Source organism: Longitalea arenae (assembly GCF_016924755.1).
In the GTDB taxonomy this organism is placed as follows: Bacteria; Bacteroidota; Bacteroidia; order Chitinophagales; family Chitinophagaceae; genus Niastella; species Niastella arenae.
Map to the genome: position 1 here is coordinate 522,521 of NZ_JAFFJX010000003.1, position 16,046 is coordinate 538,566.

13 protein-coding genes are annotated in these 16,046 nt (G+C 43.5%); 6 read left to right on the forward strand and 7 right to left on the reverse strand.

Annotated elements, in window-relative coordinates:
- Nucleotide 1: 1 nt before the first annotated feature.
- The 4 genes from JT717_RS10780 to JT717_RS10795 all read right to left on the reverse strand — a co-directional run bounded on the left by JT717_RS10780 (nucleotide 2) and on the right by JT717_RS10795 (nucleotide 6,169).
- Complete coding sequence (locus JT717_RS10780) at nucleotides 2-3,388, reverse strand: SusC/RagA family TonB-linked outer membrane protein (protein WP_205510255.1); 3,387 nt, start codon at nucleotides 3,386-3,388, stop codon at nucleotides 2-4.
- Nucleotides 3,389-3,558: 170 nt separating this feature from the next.
- Nucleotides 3,559-4,599, reverse strand: coding sequence for a FecR family protein (locus tag JT717_RS10785; protein WP_205510256.1), 1,041 nt, complete (start codon nucleotides 4,597-4,599; stop codon nucleotides 3,559-3,561).
- A 111-nt stretch (nucleotides 4,600-4,710) separates the two neighbouring features.
- On the reverse strand, nucleotides 4,711-5,301 hold the full coding sequence (locus JT717_RS10790; protein ID WP_205510258.1) for an RNA polymerase sigma-70 factor: 591 nt from the start codon (nucleotides 5,299-5,301) through the stop codon (nucleotides 4,711-4,713).
- A 301-nt stretch (nucleotides 5,302-5,602) separates the two neighbouring features.
- Complete coding sequence (locus JT717_RS10795; protein ID WP_205510260.1) at nucleotides 5,603-6,169, reverse strand: hypothetical protein; 567 nt, start codon at nucleotides 6,167-6,169, stop codon at nucleotides 5,603-5,605.
- Nucleotides 6,170-6,497: 328 nt separating this feature from the next.
- On the opposite strand from JT717_RS10795, the gene JT717_RS10800 reads away from it, so the two are divergent.
- The 4 genes from JT717_RS10800 to JT717_RS10815 all read left to right on the forward strand — a co-directional run bounded on the left by JT717_RS10800 (nucleotide 6,498) and on the right by JT717_RS10815 (nucleotide 9,657).
- Nucleotides 6,498-6,752: a hypothetical protein gene (locus JT717_RS10800; protein ID WP_205510262.1), complete on the forward strand. Its 255-nt coding sequence runs from the start codon at nucleotides 6,498-6,500 to the stop codon at nucleotides 6,750-6,752.
- 387 nt (nucleotides 6,753-7,139) lie between these two features.
- Nucleotides 7,140-8,141, forward strand: coding sequence for a ScyD/ScyE family protein (locus JT717_RS10805; protein ID WP_205510264.1), 1,002 nt, complete (start codon nucleotides 7,140-7,142; stop codon nucleotides 8,139-8,141).
- A 140-nt stretch (nucleotides 8,142-8,281) separates the two neighbouring features.
- On the forward strand, nucleotides 8,282-8,839 hold the full coding sequence (locus JT717_RS10810) for a Crp/Fnr family transcriptional regulator (protein WP_205510266.1): 558 nt from the start codon (nucleotides 8,282-8,284) through the stop codon (nucleotides 8,837-8,839).
- An 80-nt stretch (nucleotides 8,840-8,919) separates the two neighbouring features.
- The gene (locus JT717_RS10815; protein WP_205510268.1) at nucleotides 8,920-9,657 is read left to right on the forward strand and encodes an SDR family oxidoreductase; all 738 of its coding nucleotides are present in this window, start codon (nucleotides 8,920-8,922) and stop codon (nucleotides 9,655-9,657) included.
- A gap of 289 nt (nucleotides 9,658-9,946) precedes the next feature.
- On the opposite strand, the gene JT717_RS10820 is transcribed toward JT717_RS10815, so the two are convergent.
- The 3 genes from JT717_RS10820 to JT717_RS10830 form a co-directional block, all read right to left on the reverse strand.
- Nucleotides 9,947-10,276 (reverse strand): hypothetical protein, encoded by a 330-nt coding sequence (locus tag JT717_RS10820; protein ID WP_205510270.1) that lies wholly within the window; start codon nucleotides 10,274-10,276, stop codon nucleotides 9,947-9,949.
- A 435-nt stretch (nucleotides 10,277-10,711) separates the two neighbouring features.
- The gene (locus JT717_RS10825) at nucleotides 10,712-11,620 is read right to left on the reverse strand and encodes a helix-turn-helix domain-containing protein (protein WP_205510272.1); all 909 of its coding nucleotides are present in this window, start codon (nucleotides 11,618-11,620) and stop codon (nucleotides 10,712-10,714) included.
- Between the two features lie 74 nt (nucleotides 11,621-11,694).
- Nucleotides 11,695-12,579: an NmrA family NAD(P)-binding protein gene (locus tag JT717_RS10830; protein WP_205510274.1), complete on the reverse strand. Its 885-nt coding sequence runs from the start codon at nucleotides 12,577-12,579 to the stop codon at nucleotides 11,695-11,697.
- 321 nt (nucleotides 12,580-12,900) lie between these two features.
- On the opposite strand from JT717_RS10830, the gene JT717_RS10835 reads away from it, so the two are divergent.
- On the forward strand, nucleotides 12,901-14,628 hold the full coding sequence (locus tag JT717_RS10835; RefSeq protein ID WP_205510276.1) for a hypothetical protein: 1,728 nt from the start codon (nucleotides 12,901-12,903) through the stop codon (nucleotides 14,626-14,628).
- A 235-nt stretch (nucleotides 14,629-14,863) separates the two neighbouring features.
- Nucleotides 14,864-15,121, forward strand: coding sequence for a hypothetical protein (locus tag JT717_RS10840; protein ID WP_205510278.1), 258 nt, complete (start codon nucleotides 14,864-14,866; stop codon nucleotides 15,119-15,121).
- Nucleotides 15,122-16,046: the final 925 nt, after the last annotated feature.

A 16,046-nucleotide genomic window follows, 5' to 3' on the forward strand; every position in this document is an offset into this window, starting at 1 on the left:
GTTAGAATGATACATTTAGCCCGACACTGAAGGAACGGGTGGTTGGATATTTGAACGGTGAGTCCATTCCGGGATCGAGCCCTGAAGTGGGTACCTGTACCACACCGGATTGTGCATTGGAGGTGGGGTTGCGTAAACTCACTTCGGGATCAATACCCTTATAACCTGTAATAATAAAAGTGTTCAAAGTGGCTATATAGAATCTTGCAGCCTTGATATATTTTGATCCTGTATTCTTTACATTATACCCCAGCGTTATGTTATCGATCTTCCAGAAATCACCATCTTCAATATAAAAGCTGTTGAATTCAACCGGCGATCTCAGCTGTGTTTTTCCGAATACCGGATCATACGCGTTCTTTAATAAATTGTATTGCGCCTGGGTGGGATTTTCAAACATCATCCGCTGCAGGTTCGCCACCTGGAATTTGAAGGCGCCGCGTTGGGTGATGGCCAGGTCCCAGTTCTTATACTGGAAGTTATTATTCCATGCCAGGTAGTATTTAGGCATGCCATTTCCGATCACTTTTTTATCTTCAAACGAATGGCCCAGGGCTGTATAGTTTACCGGCTTGCCATCTTGTCCTTCATAGATCCATTGGCCATAGTTGCCGGCATCTGCCGGATCATTACCAATATCCACTACTTTGTAGCCATAAAAATCACCAACCTGACCACCCACTCGTAACAGGTGCGAGAAAGTTTGAATGGGCGGGAATATGGCCCCCACGCGCAGGTAATCCGTGGAAGTCTTATACAGATCATTGGAAAGGCTCTTCAGCTTATTGGAATTGGTAGAGAAGTTAAGCGTCGAGTTCCATTGAAAATCTTTTTTAGATACGGGCACAAAATTGAGCGAGATCTCAATGCCCTTGTTCTCCAGCGTACCCACATTGGCCAGGGTGCGGTTATAGAGGTTGGGCGGACTCGGCACTTCGAACAAATAAAGCAGGTTATGGATCTGGCGGTTATAAAGGTCAATACTACCACTGATCCTGTTCTTCAGCAAGCTGAAGTCGAGACCAATATTTGTTTCGCGTTTTTCTTCCCATTTCAGATCGGCATTGGCGTTTTGCGTGGGCACCAGCGTTTGGATCCATGCTCCGTTCGACAATACAAAGCCGCTATAACCAAGCAATGCAACGCCGCGGAAAAGGTCGGAGGGCTGGGAACCGGTAACACCATAGCCAGCTCTTAACTTAAGCTCATTGAAGATGTTCTGGCCTTCCATAAATGCTTCCCGGCTGATGCGCCAGCCCGCAGATACCGCCGGGAACGTGCCCCATTTATTATTGGTGCCCCAGAGCTGGCTGGCAGCTTCGCGGCGAATGCTTGCCATGAACAAATATTTCTGATCATAGTTATAGGTGAACCTCCCGAAGAAGCCGATCAAATTCGTTGCTGACCGGGAGTTGCGGATCAGATTTACAAAGTCCCCGCTGCTCACAGCCCTTCCCAGGCCTATATTATGCCAGCTGAAGATATCGGTGGGAAAATCCCAGTTCTCCATATAATGATTATTGTAATCATTCTCCTGGTAACTGTATCCGCCCAGCAGGGTGAAGTTGTGGCTCGACAGCAGCTTTGAATATTCAGCCGTTAATTCAGTGAGGCGGTCTATGGATTGAGCGCCACCGGTACGGGCAAAACCATTCCGGTTATCCCTGAGCGTGGAGGCGTGTTGTTTGGTCTCGGCATAGCCGTATTCCTGCATCCATTTTGAGTAAGAGAACAAGGCGGATAATTTCAGGCCTTTGACCGGGATATAGGCTATGGACCCGTTGAATCTTGTGAGCGCCTCATTGGTTTGTCCATCACTTTCCATGAGGTCAGACACCGGGCTTTGGTATTCAAATTTGCTGAGCTCCTGGAACCAGGTACCATCGGGGTTCTTCACCGGAGCGGTAGGGTTCTGCCGCAAGGCCTGTAAGTATTCGCCGGTATTGAATCCATTCAATTTCCGGGAAGAGCTGAAGGCATTGATGTTCAGCTTAAGCCGGTTGTTGAACATATTGTGATTGATGTCGAAGCGGCCTGAAAATAACTGGTTGTATGATTTCAGGAATAAACCCTGGGCTTCATCGTAGTTCAGGCTGGCCAGGTAATTGGTAGTGGCATTGCCGCCTCGGATGGTGAGATTATGGTCCTGCGAAAACGGCGTTCTGGTGATTTCCTTCAGCCAGTCAGTGCTGGCGCCATGATCGATCAACTGGTTCTGCCTTAGCCCTGCTGCTATCTGCGCGCGCATATCGGCGGCAGTAGACATTTTTAATTTTCTTGCAATGGTTTGCACACTGGCGAATGCCCCATAATCTACCGATACTTTATTATTTGCGCCTGCGCGTTTGGTGGTGATAAAAATTACGCCATTGGTACCGCGGGTGCCGTAAATAGCAGCGGCAGAACCGTCTTTTAAGACATCGATGGATTCAATATCCTGCGGTGTGATCATACGCAGATCGCCGGGAACGCCATCGATCAGCACCAGGGGATTCTGGTTCTGGCCCATTAAGGTCGACTGGCCTCTTAATATGACCTGGGAAGAACCGGTAGGATCGCCGCTTGGATTGACCACCGTTAATCCGGCTACTTTTCCCTGGATCAACTGACCCGCATCCCGTACAGAGCCCTTGATGAAATTTTCCGCTTTTACCGATGCTACGGCGCTGGTGACATCGCCTTTTCGCTGCGTACCATATCCTATAACGATCACTTCATTCAGTCCGCCCACACTCGCATTCATAGTAATGTTCAGGGAAGCCGTGTTCACGCTTACATCGATCGTTTGGGTTTGGTAACCTACAGAAGAGATCTCAAGGGTTACGGTTTCATCAGCGGGCACTGTTAACCGGAATTTACCACTGGCATCAGTTGTAGTTCCAATGGTAGTGCCTTTAATGAAGACAGAAGCGCCCACTACCGGTTCTTTTTTATCATTTACCACCACCCCGGAGATATCGCGGTTCAGCGCTTTCTTTTCTTCCTCTCCGGTAATAAGAATAACGGAAGCTTTATGACCGGGTTCCACTTCTCTTGCATCATACAGGATGATGAGGTTATCAACCGCCCTGTAACGAATGCCTAAAGGCGCGATGATCTTCTGCAGGAATTCGGCCAGGGACTTATCCTGCACGGAAAAGCTGAGCTTTCTTTTTACGTTTATAATGGTGGAGCTGAAAACAAATTTGGCATCTACCGCCCTTTGTACTTTTTCCAATACCGCTTTTAATTCAGTATCGGTAACAGTCAGGGACAATCTTCTATTGAGCGCTTCCTGCCCGTGTGTGGCAGTAGCATACGATGAGAAGACAGCAAAAGCAATCAGTATCTGAATGATCATTAATCTCATTGCTAACCGGGTTAAAGCAATAAGTAACTTTTTTTCCATAAATTGTGTTGGTTTTGGACGTGAATATTCTGAGCGGGCAAAACCCACCCCACTTTCAGCGGGGATGTTGAAGGCCGGCAATACTGCGAATATTGCTGGCTTTTATTTTTGCAGAAATCTAAGTAGGTGTATCTCCCATATGGCAGTTTTTTTTGGTTATCAATAAGCAATCAGTTTGGGCAATCTTTGGCTGCTTTTAACAGTATTTTGGTGCCTTTTACCTCGTAGGTTGCATCAAAGACAAGGCAAATCGTTTCGAGTTTATTAAAGAGGGATTGACCTGTAAGGTCACCCGTGAACAAACAATTCCTGATCTTTTCGTTCTCCAATACGATCTCCAATTCATAAGTAGTTTCCAGGTCGTTCAACACTTTGTGTAAAGGGGTTTCATTATAACCACCCGGTATTTCGGTGTTTTCCGCGCCTTTAGGCACCGGTACTGGTTGATCTACTATGGATGTAACAAAATGTCCTTCCTGCTGATAGTAGGTCACCTTTTGATTGGGTGTAATGATGACACCGTTCGAACGCTGTTTCATTTTATCCGGCCCCATCTGCTCTTTGTTTTCATATACAGCTACCCTGCCGGTTTTAACGGCCACTTCAAGCTGACCATTCCTGCCGCGGATGTCGAAGCTGGTACCCAGCACCTGGGTCACTATATTATTGCTGTAAACAAAAAACGGACGGTTGGGATTTTTGCTCACGGCAAAGAAAGCTTCGCCTTCAAGATATACTTCTCTTTTTGCGGCAGTAAAATGTTTTGGGTAAACCAACCTGGAACCAGTGTAGATGGTAACCACACTGCCGTCTTCCAGTTTCAGTTGCTGGGGTGTATTGCCCGTATTGCGTTGCTCAAGGAATCCCTCGGTCAATTTTGCGGCTACCAGCGCACTGCCCTTTTCCGCTTCTTTGTTATTGGTGAACCATAGGATGCCGGCCAGCAATACCACTCCCAGCAAACAGGCAGCAGCGGCATATTTCCAGCCGATGCTTCGCTTCTTTACGGGCAATGCGCTCATTTTTTCCTTTGCAGCGGATTGCAGCTTATTCCAGAGACGGCTTTCCGTTTCGTCCATTTCCCGTTTCGACAGGTCGGTATTACCATGATCCAACAGCTCATACCACCGATCGATGATGGCTCTTTCATCGTCTGTGCAGGAATTATCCAGGTATCTTTTCAGCAACTGCCGGAATGCTTTATGGTTCATTTGAACGATTTTGGCACTTATATTAAATAGTAAACAGATAGCTGTTCTACCCTAAAAGAAATTTCTATTTTTTTGGGGGAAGTAATGAGCCAGTGGGTAAATGCCAGCCCGTTAATGCATGACATGTTCAAAGAAGAAACACAGGAGCTCAAAGAGAATAAAGTCTTTTAGAAAAAAGCGCAGTGACTTCAGGGACTGGGTAATATGATATTCAACCGCTTTTTCGGAGAGGTCCATGATCCGGGAGATGTCTTTGTTGGATTGCTTTTCAAACCGGCTCAGGCGGAAGATGGTTTGGGTTTTCTGGGGCAGCTGGCTGATGGCTTTATCAATGGCCTCATTTAATTCCTGCACGAGCAGGGGCAGATCGGCGGGATTTTCGGTCTGCTTTTGCAGCTCGCTGAACCCGCTGTACTGCGTGCGTTTGGAGATGGCGGCCTTTATATAATTAATTACCTGGTATTTAACGGCCGTTTCGAGGTAAGCGGCGATATTATTGATCTGGTGAGTTTCCCGGCGGTCCCAGAGATCGGTAAACACGCTCTGAACGATATCTTCGGCAACCTCTTTACTATTGGTTTTGCTGAGGGCGGAACCATACAGCCTTCGCCAGTAGCGTAGATAGATCTCTTTATAAGCAAGTTCATCGCTTATTTTCAAAAACTTAAGCAATACGTTATCAGCAAGCAGTCCGTAATCCATATGAGAAGATTACCAGTTGGTCAAAACAGTTTCTTATATGTAAATTATACATTTATTTTCAACTGCCAAAGATTATTACAAAACCGGCTTACTCAGCGAAGATCTGTTTGATAACCATCGATCTGACTTGGCTAAAAAGAATCGGCCCCTTAAAGTTTACGAAAATGAACCCGATCCTTCAATGGATATTGGTTGAGTCACGTATAAAAGATTAAGCCAGGACCTGTATTAACAAGTCCTGGCTTATTTATTATTGAACCAGCCGGTTTGTTTCAGCCAGCACCTGAAAACCTGCAACAGATCACATCATCGTTTTTTGTTTGTTCAACCTGCTGCTTATAATACAGGGAGCAACGAATATGCAATGGGTAGCTTTTCCTTTTTGCGCAAGCCCTATTTGATTAAAGGATTGCTTTAGCGTTAAAGATTGACTGCTCAGGATCTTGACGGCTAATTCATTCACTGTTGCCTTGGTCAAAGGGTCAGCAACATTGGTAGAGTCTTTTAACCTGTAACAATTTGCATTTATGACAAATAAAATTGGTTGTACGATGTGAATTTTATTCTTTTTGCAATAGGCGATATAGCGCTTATCCCAGATCTTCAGGGGATCAGCAAGCAGCTTTTCAAGACGTTTTTTATAAACGGAATTGAGGTCGCCCGAAATAAATGTGGACATTGATCCTGCGGTGAAACTGATTTCGAGGAAATGAATTCCGGTATAACAACTGTCTACAAAATTTTCGGAGTAAAATTGTTGTTGGATGTAAGTTGCCAGGACTGTGTCAGCCGGCTCAACCGTTTGTTTTTGCTGCGCCAGGGAGGCAAGGGCAAATGAATTCAAAATAAAAAACAACAGCGTTTTCATGAAATAGTGTTAGGGGTTACGGATTTCTTAAATGACACATTAACGTTGGCTAATGGCAAATTAAGAACATATATCGGGTAAGCTCAATAGCAAATATTTGGCCATTTTTTTAAAAATTGGCGCAGAACGCTTTCTTAGATAATATATTATGCTTTAAGCTACACGTTGCCAATAACTGGCTGACAAGACGTGAGAAAGTTTACCAGGGAATTTTACGAAGGGGGCCGGGGTTTTATGGCAAGCGCGGAATAATTCTTGCTGCTGTTACATGAAATGACCCGGGCGTTGCTTTAAAATATATCGCTGATCATCTTAAAACCAAAGCTATATGAAAGAAGACGTTCAACAGGTAATTCAACAAAGGTTTCGTCAAAACGCAAAGTTATTCCCAGAGTCGTACCCGAAGGAATCGGGCAGATATACTGATGAAGCCAGGAAAAACGCTGCGATCACAGCAGAAAGTTTTTGGGACATGCGCATCATAGATGACATAGAACGAGACAGCCAGGCTGGTGTCACTAAAGAAGATTACATAAATTGGTGTACGACCGAGTTACTAAGTTTGCAAATGGAACGGCAATAAGTTCATGCAAAGGAGAACGCCTCCGGCAAACGCTGGAAGGAAAGCATGTAATGCCGGCTCTTAAAATTGACGAAAATCATTATTTCGGTGTGATACCGGTTGCTTGTCCATCGTTCCAACAGCGATCAAGCGGGTATCAGCCCGGGGACTTCATCTCGTTAACATTTGTTGATGCGTATCTATAATATATCTGATATATACGCTTTAATATTGGTTCAATTTGATTAATTTCACTTTCAGTATAAGCCTCTATCTTTACTTCAACTTCAGATTTCACCTCCTTATACAAAACATCTTTCTTGCTGTACTCCTTTAGGATTGTAAATGATGGCATCTATGCCAATTCTTTCCCCATGAATAGTAATATTCACTTTTAAAACGAGGATTATGCACAGCAATTTACTCAAGGCGACATTCGCCTTACTAACGTTTACTTTTCTGCTACCTGCCTGTCAGAAAAATAAGAACGAAACCAGTGTGCCATGGCAGTTGGCCCAGGGACTAGGAGTCTGTTTCGGCAGCACCGTAGGTCCTGGCAGCGATCTGTTTGTTCCTGACGCCCAGGCGGGCGTCATTTATCGCATTGATGCGAAGACGGGCGCTCGATCCAGCTTCGCCAGTGGACTCCCTACGTTGATCCCCCAGGTGGGCTTTGGCGGAGTTGTAGACGTTATATTCATCGGCAATACAGCGTATGCGCTTGTTACGCTGGTTGACGATCCTGCATTTCCGACCGGCCAGGTCAATGGCATATACCGGATTGACGGTCCGAACCGTTTTACAGTTATTGCAGACATCGGCGCATTCAACATGGCCCACCCGCCAACCGGTTTTGAATTTGAGCTTGCAACCGGCGTATTGTATTCGATCGATCGTTATCGCGGTGGCTTTCTTGTAACGGATGGCCACCTTAACCGGGTGCTGCATATTACATTGGATGGTGAGATCACCGTGGCCCGGCAGTTTGATAATATCGTTCCCACCGGCTTAGCGGTGAGAGGCGATATTGTTTACGTAGCCCAGGCCGGCCCTTCGCCGCACCGTCCTGAAGACGGAAAGGTCGTTTTATTAAGTGGCAAATTTGCTTCGCTTCTGGATGTAGCTTCGGGAGCTCCATTACTTGTTGATGTGGAGCACGGTCCGGGCGAGTTACCTTTTGCATTGTCGCAGGGTGAATTTGTCGCCGGCCCTCCGGGTACGCCTGCGCTGCCTAATACGGGCTCACTGGTAATGGTTAACGCGGATCAGACATTCACGGTAGTGGCTGACGAATTGGATATTCCAACTTCACTGGAGATCATTGGTAACAGGGCTTATGTAATTACCATCGAGGGCGAGGTATGGGCGATTGATAACATTGCCCGTTCGCCATTTGGATGGCCGAATTGATAACGTATCGTTTTAAAGCAAAGAACCTGCAAATCAATATTTGCAGGTTCTTTTCGTTTATGTTTATTTCATTAACCAGAGCACCCAATTATTTGCCAAATGGCAAATCCGTAAAACATGAATATTCCTATCTTGTGGCAATGAACCAGTTTATAGACTTCATCCTACAGTTTGGCAATGTAAACCAGCAACAGATTGACCTGATAACCAATAAAGCGAAAGCGTTGGAGCTTCGTAAAGAGGAATATTTTATAGAAGCAGGAAAAGTGTTCAGGTATGTTGGTTTTATTGTGGAAGGTATAGTGCGGATCTGTTATTACAACAACAAGGGCGAAGAGATCACTAAGATCTTTATCGAAGAGAACCACTTGCTTTTTAGTTTAAAGAATGTTCCTTCAACTGAATATATCCAGGCGGCTACCGACTGCCGGTTTATTGTATTTTCTATGCGCGACTGGGAAGAAATTACCAATACCATAGTGGGTTGGGAGCATATCATTCAAAAGATAGTTTCAAAAGCCCTGGCTGAAAAACTCGAAAGGGTAACACCACTGGTTTCCCAGGATGCTACTACGCGATACCGGGAGTTCATTGAAAAATACCCAACGCTTGCAAACCGCATTCCGCTGTCATATATCGCTTCTTATTTGGGCATTACACAGTCATCATTAAGCAGGATAAGAAAGAGCATCCGCTGAAACGCTTTTTGCCAAATGGCAAATGATTTCGTTTTTTCCAGCCGCAACTTTGTGTTATCAAATCAAAAAACAAAGTAAAAATGAAATTCGCATTTATCACAGGCGCCAATAAAAGCATTGGCTTTGAGACCGCACGTCAATTATTGCAAAAGGGTTATTATGTTTATTTAGGCAGCCGTAATTTAGAAAATGGAATTGAAGCGGCAAGCAATCTAAAAGCCGAAGGATTGAACAAAGTAGAAGCGGTGCAGATAGACGTGGGAGATGAAGCATCTGTAAAAGCTGCACGTGCAGGCATAGGCAAAAAAACAAATGTACTGGATGTGTTGATCAATAATGCGGGCATCAGCGGAGGCCTGCCCCAGTCGGCACTCGATACCAGCATCGAAAAATTTAAAGAGGTTTTCGAAACGAATCTGTATGGCGTGGTAAGGGTTACCCAGGCATTCATAGACTTGTTGCGTAATTCATCCGAGCCCCGTATCGTGAATGTAAGTTCAAGCATGGCGTCGCTTACGCTGCACAACGATCCAAACTGGAAATATTACACCACCAAAGGCGCAGTTTACCTTCCTTCAAAAACGGCGCTTAATATGTACACGGTAAACCTGGCCTACGAGTTGCGAAATACAGCGTTTAAAGTGAATATGGTGGATCCGGGTTTTATTAAAACCGATTTCAATAACCATCGCGGAACAGGCACTGTAGAAGAGGCTGGCAGGCGGATCGTAAAATACGCCACTATCGGTAACGACGGCCCTACAGGAAAATTCTTCAGCGAGGAATATAATCCTGTTACAGAAGAAATTCCCTGGTAAGTTGCTCTGGCAACTTAGCTTTACATCAAATTTTTTAGGAGTTTGATATGGCCTGGTATGTTTTGTAACTTTAAAGTAATAAGACCTGCAACCAATGGTTTGCAGGTCTTATTACTTTTTGTTTAAAAGTATATTAATTCTTGTCTACTCTATAAATCTCACGTTTATAACTTTTTCCCTGTAATATGCTTTGTAATTTTAATAGTCATCGGAATATCTTTTCCCATCATTTGAAAGCTGCCATCCATTTTAGTAGATGCATCGCCTTTCATCAACGGATATATTACATCTAAACCTCTACTAATTTATTCACATCGACCTCACTTTCGTGAATTGGCTTTAAATAATCGAAGAATTTTTGTTTAACCAGCTTTTCAATAGTTAACCTAATCTGGCTCATAACCACCTCCTTCACCAAAATTAAATTTGGCTCAATTGAAAAATAACCTTCCGAATCGATTTCCTCTTCAAAATCCTGCTTTAATCGAACAATATCATAAACATTTACCTGATAGATGGCGCCTGAATCTAGCTTTACAAAAATATCTGACCGGTAACCTCTACTTGATGCTTCAAACTCTGCGAGTTCACTATTATTTGTACAATATATTTTTACCATATTCAAATTTATTTAAATGGAGTATGGGTTTAGGACACAGGCTCATTAACCGGAAAAGGGGGTTTGCTACAATTAATAAGTAAAGATCATCCATCTACACATTGCTGCGTATACTTATAGATGTCATTAGAATCAAAGATAATGACAAATGAAAACACCCTTTATGAATCTTAATACAGGTGAATATTTGGCAATAGACGTGTCGTTTTAGGCATTCTTCGTGCAGCCGCCAGAGTGTTCGAGTTGCTGACGGGGCCATCTATACTGACAATTGTAACTATTGTAAAAGAAGTAAGCCCAGGAAACAAAAAATCAAAACTATTATTATATAACCAAATTCGCCTGTTCCCCCGGAATCAAATCAGGTGCTTATAAAATGTCCATTACATATGGACGTGTTGTTTCGGGCAAAAAGGTTACTCCATTTGTTTCGCCTCAGTTAAATGATTGCCTGAATTCCAGGGGCGAGAGATTCGTTTTGGCCTTAAATAACTTGGAGAAGGATTGAGGATGTTCAAAGCCTAACTCAAAGGCAATTTCACTGACAGTCAGGTCGGTGGTAGAAAGCTTTTCTTTCGCCTTCTCAATCAGCTTTTCGTGAATATGTTGCTGTGTGCTTTGACCGGTAAGCATTTTTAATAGTCCACTCAAATAGCTTGGTGACAGGTTTAAAGACTGTGCGATAAACTGTACAGTTGGTAAACCATTATTTATAAGATTGCCGCTGTTAAAGTAGTTCGTAAGGAAGTTTTCTAACCTGTCGAGGACCTGGTGGTTCGTGATCTTTCTCGTGATGAACTGCCGATGATAAAACCGCTGCGAATAGTTCAGCAGCGTTTCAATTTGCGAAATGATAATTTGTTGGCTGAAATTGTCAATATTCGAATGATATTCCTCCTGAATGTTTTGCAGAATGCCGATGATCGTTGCTTCTTCTTTCCCGGAAAGAAACAATGCCTCATTCACAGAATAATCAAAATACTCGTATTGATGGATGGTTTTGGCAAGCGGCGTATTCCAAAAAAAATCAGGATGAATGAGCAACATCCAGCCTGTTTGTGTTCGTGTTTCGTCTGGATGATGCTCAATTCGAAAAACCTGGCCGGGGGCAATAAAAAACATGACGCCTTCATCAAAGTCATACTGCTGCTGACCATATTTAAACTTGCCGCTAAAATTCCTTTTTAGTGATATCGAATAGTAGTCCAAAACCAGGGTGACCGGTTCTTCACAATGTTTTATATCTTCTACCCTTACTACACTGACCAACGGATGTTTCGGTTTAGGCAAATTTCTAAACTCGTGAAACTGGTTAATTGATTTTATCCGATATGGTTTGATCATACATTAAGGCTTTCCATTAAAATACTAATTTTTTATTGCTGTTCCCCGGAAAATTAAGCGGCTGACCTTTTCGTTTATTGTTTATAGTACATTTTTGCAAATTCAACAGCAAAATCTTCAAGAGCTACTTTTCCAGGCTTCGGTTTGTTCAATTCATAATCTTCCCGTAAGATGCCGGAATTAACCGCCAGTCCCAGTTCAATCAAATTCTCTGCTGCATTCTGCGGAACACCTTTTGTCAGAAGGGACTGAAGGACTTCTTCCTTTTGTACAACAAGCCACTTCAGATCCGGTTTTCCAATTGCCTTTCCTAATACAGCGGCAACTTCATTGCAGGTTCGGTCGTCACTGGCAATATAACGAACCTTATTTGCACTGCCCAGGTCCAGGATCTCTTCTGCACTGGCAGCAGCAATGTCTACCGGCGCCACTAGCGCCAGTTTGGCATCACCACCATATACACCCCCCATGGAACCTGCGGTTTTTATCATAGGAATAAATCCAAACAAATTGTAATAGAAATAACCTGGTCTGAGATGTGTCAACTGGATGTCTGGAATGGCGTCTAAGATCTTTTCTGCCTTGTGCGAGCCAGTAACAAAGCCCGTTCCGGAAGGCAGGTGAGCGCCATAACTGCTAAGGTAAAGCACCCGTTTGATTTTTGACTGGGAAATGGCTTTTGCATAACAATTTGCTATATGTTCGTAATAAGCAATTTGGTCAGGGGCTGAAAAATTGGTTGGATTCATGCAATAAACAGCATCAGCACCCGTATACGTTTTGGTTAAAAATTCCACATCGTCAACTGAGCCTATAGCGGCCCCGGCGCCTAATGCTTCAATTGCTTTCTGCCTTTCCGGAGTACTACTGACGATGACTACCGCATGTCCTTTTTTTACCAATTCCTTTGCAAGGGGTTCGCTAATATGTCCTAAAGAACCTGTAACTACAATTTTCATTTTTGCTGGTTTTGTTGATGCAAAGGTCAACAGCTGGCAAAAACCGGCTGTAGCCAAATCTACTTTTGTTGTAGTTGAAATGGAGGAAGTTCACCAAAAGCCTTTCAACGTTGGCTTCTCAATGAAAGATTTCATGTTTCAAATCACGCCAAATCGAACCAAAGCGTTCATTTAACACATATCAATAAACTTAAGGTATGCGCCGGTAAATAAGCTAACATATGCCCGCGCAAAAAACGAAAATTATGATTTGGCGAAAAATGCGACAACCGATGAATTATTTCTTGATCAAATGTTATTAAATAAATTATATATTTGTTTATGGCCCGTTATCTCCTTCTTTTTTTACTATTAACTAACTTCTTAGCATCACGTGCACAAAATGGCGCTCAAAATGCAAGTTTGAACGGCGGCACTTTACAGGGAGTAATGAGTAAAGGAAACAAAACAGACACTCTGTATATCTTCGATCAGGAAAAACCATCAGCGCCAGGATCACCAGCCGGTACATATGTGTGGCAATATCTGCCGCTTGACAGAACCTACGGAAATGTGCCGTATTCGTTTGGACTGGGAGCAACAGCTTATACGGGTGTAGGTATACGCGATAACGTTATGCATGAGGGGTGGAATCTAAACTACGGCGGCGGTCCTATCATAGGAGGAAAGCCTTTCTTTGGCCGCTCTACGGAATATATGTATATACCATCTCCTGGCGATACAATTGCCGGCGAGATACATACTTTTCTTGGCGATTTTCAGGGAAGACAAATACGTGGCGAATCATATACCGCGCGAAAAAATCCTGAGGGAACACTCAATATTGATCATTATCACGCGGTAGCTCGAAGCTACTTAAAGCACCCCTATACTGACCGCGTTTACTTCAGCACCGAGCCGTCGAGCACAGGCGCTTCTTCCTCCTGGGCGCTGAGTGAAACCAACAATTTTTCTCTTTTATATGATAGCGACAAAGGGGTGATTGCGAATCTTGCTGGCAAGACATCTAATGGCGATCCAACGTGGAACTTCCAGAACTTTAACACAGTAATCATGCCTACGATGACTGTCAGCAATGAAATAATTGTTGCGGATAAAGCAACGCTTCGTGCTACAACAACAAACACAACGCAGTTAGGTGATGCCGAACGTCGTTGGTCTACGGTATGGGGCTACGATGGCGATTACAGTAATATCCTGCGGGGGGTACGGGTGGTTGCAGGCAACAATGGCGAAGTGGTTTTTTCCGGAGCTAAACTCAGCGTTGCGACGAACATAAACAACAATACTTACGCTTCGATTGATAATAGTAATGGGGGAACTACAGCGCTATCATCATTGTACTTCTCACAAGACAATAATAACTACGCAGGCATCGAACATTTCAATGCTGGATACAGTGGCAACTATAGTGGTACATCTTTACCCCTTGCGAACAGCACCAGCCTCGGCGGTGCAACTACTGCGACCGGTGGCAACTATTATGGCTCAGCTTTCACTTATCGCACATTAGCTAATGTAGCCCTGCACTCGACGAGTGGAACAAGCATAGGCTATCGAAGCGATGCGGTAGGGTTTAGGGTTGGGCAAATTCAGAACCTACACAGCACTAATACCGCTGCATGGCAGGTAGACGGTAGCGTGAAAATTAATCTAAGCAATGACGCTAATTACGATATCTATTATCGAAATAATAACGGTGCATTAACGAGATTACCCGCTGGCACCGATGGGTACGTATTGACAACTCATAGCACATCGTCTGCACCAACATGGGAAGCGGCGGCGAGAACTTTAAAGGAAACAACAAACTGGACACCCGGCGTTGTAGCTGCAGGCAGCAGTGCTTCCACTACTGTGAACGTCACAGGTGCAGCAGTGGGCGATCCGGTAACAGTGAGCAAAAAAACAGGTTATACCAACGGAGAAGTATACGATGCCTTCGTGTCAGCGCCGAACACAGTGACAATAAGGGTACATAATGTAAGCACTGCCTCTGCCAATTACTCAACAGCGGCTGATTTTAATGTAATTGTACATAAGTATTAACCCGGTTTAGACATTCTAAAACACATCAATACTGGATAAAGCAACGCCATTTGCCAGGCTATCCTGGTGCACTATCCATTTTTAATTTGCTCTCTCGCAATATTATACTACCTTCAGGGTACTTATGGCCATTACATGATTTGAGCCTTCAAATCAACGGTGCCGAATCCAGGACGGCATGCTTTGTCTACTCCCCATGCTTTGACGGTAAGTATTTCACTTAAAATTTATCGTCATGACAGATTTCGATGTATTGATGCATCAGCACAATGTGTTACGAGCTGAATTTCTCAACCTTCGAATTGAATTTAACGAAAAACTGCTCAGATTCAGAGCGTTTGTAGATGAGGCAAGCGATTTTATGCGGAATGCAAGCACATTGCCAGCATCATTTGATATAACTGTAATTACACCACTGATTAAATCGGATCCTATATTCATCAAGGAACATAAAATTTCTGTTACGCAATTACTATTGAGCAATTCAGAATAAAGGGTGTTCGAATTGGTTCTCTTCCCTCCTATTTGAGTTATGCCCAGAGCGCGTTAAAAAAACTTTCTACGGATATTTTTATTTAAGTACACCGCTCGATTGCTGCCTCCATTTATTTTATCGGCAATGTATCCAGGGATCATTTAACGGTCAGCGGCGAGCTTGTTCCCATTGCCAGGCCAATATTACAAGCGGATAATCGATCGCTGAATATATTGAGTGAGCCGAATAAGCGGAACGCATTCATTTAAGGGAATGGCCTTTGAATTAAGGGAATCAACTTCGTAGAATTAAGTAAAATTACCGGCGCGATAATCACTGTTCACTCACTTATAACATTATTTTTCCTGTTCATAATTCAAATATCCGGTTCGATGAGCTCGTTTTGCCCGTTTTTAATGTACAAACGGCGCCAAAAACCGTTTTTATTCCCTTAAAAAGGGAAATGATCGCACCAAAAAGCGGGTTGATCATAACAAAAAGGATCTATGCAGGCTTTTTAAACTCAATATTGTAAAAATTAACTTTAGTAGCCTCCATTAATAGTCTAGGATCGACAGTAATAAGTTTATTGTTGGCAATAAACAACTTACTATCAGTGATCAATAACGAAGTTTCGACAGTCAGCAGCATGGTATCGACGGTCAACAGCTTACTATCGACAATCTAAAGCTTACAGTTCCCCTAAAAGGATCAGGAAATGAGAAAAAGTAATCACCTGCTGAGCCATTTAAAGCTATGAGCAAGGGCGCCTAAGTTATTATTGGCGGGTCTATTCAATAAACTGTGTCAGTGGGATTTACGGTTGATTAATCCTGTCTTCAAAGATAATAGCTAATTGTGCATAAAGTTGTTTCCATCCATGTATGGGACCGATCCATCCAACAGATTGATCTTTAAAAGCAAGATATAGGAGTTTCATTAA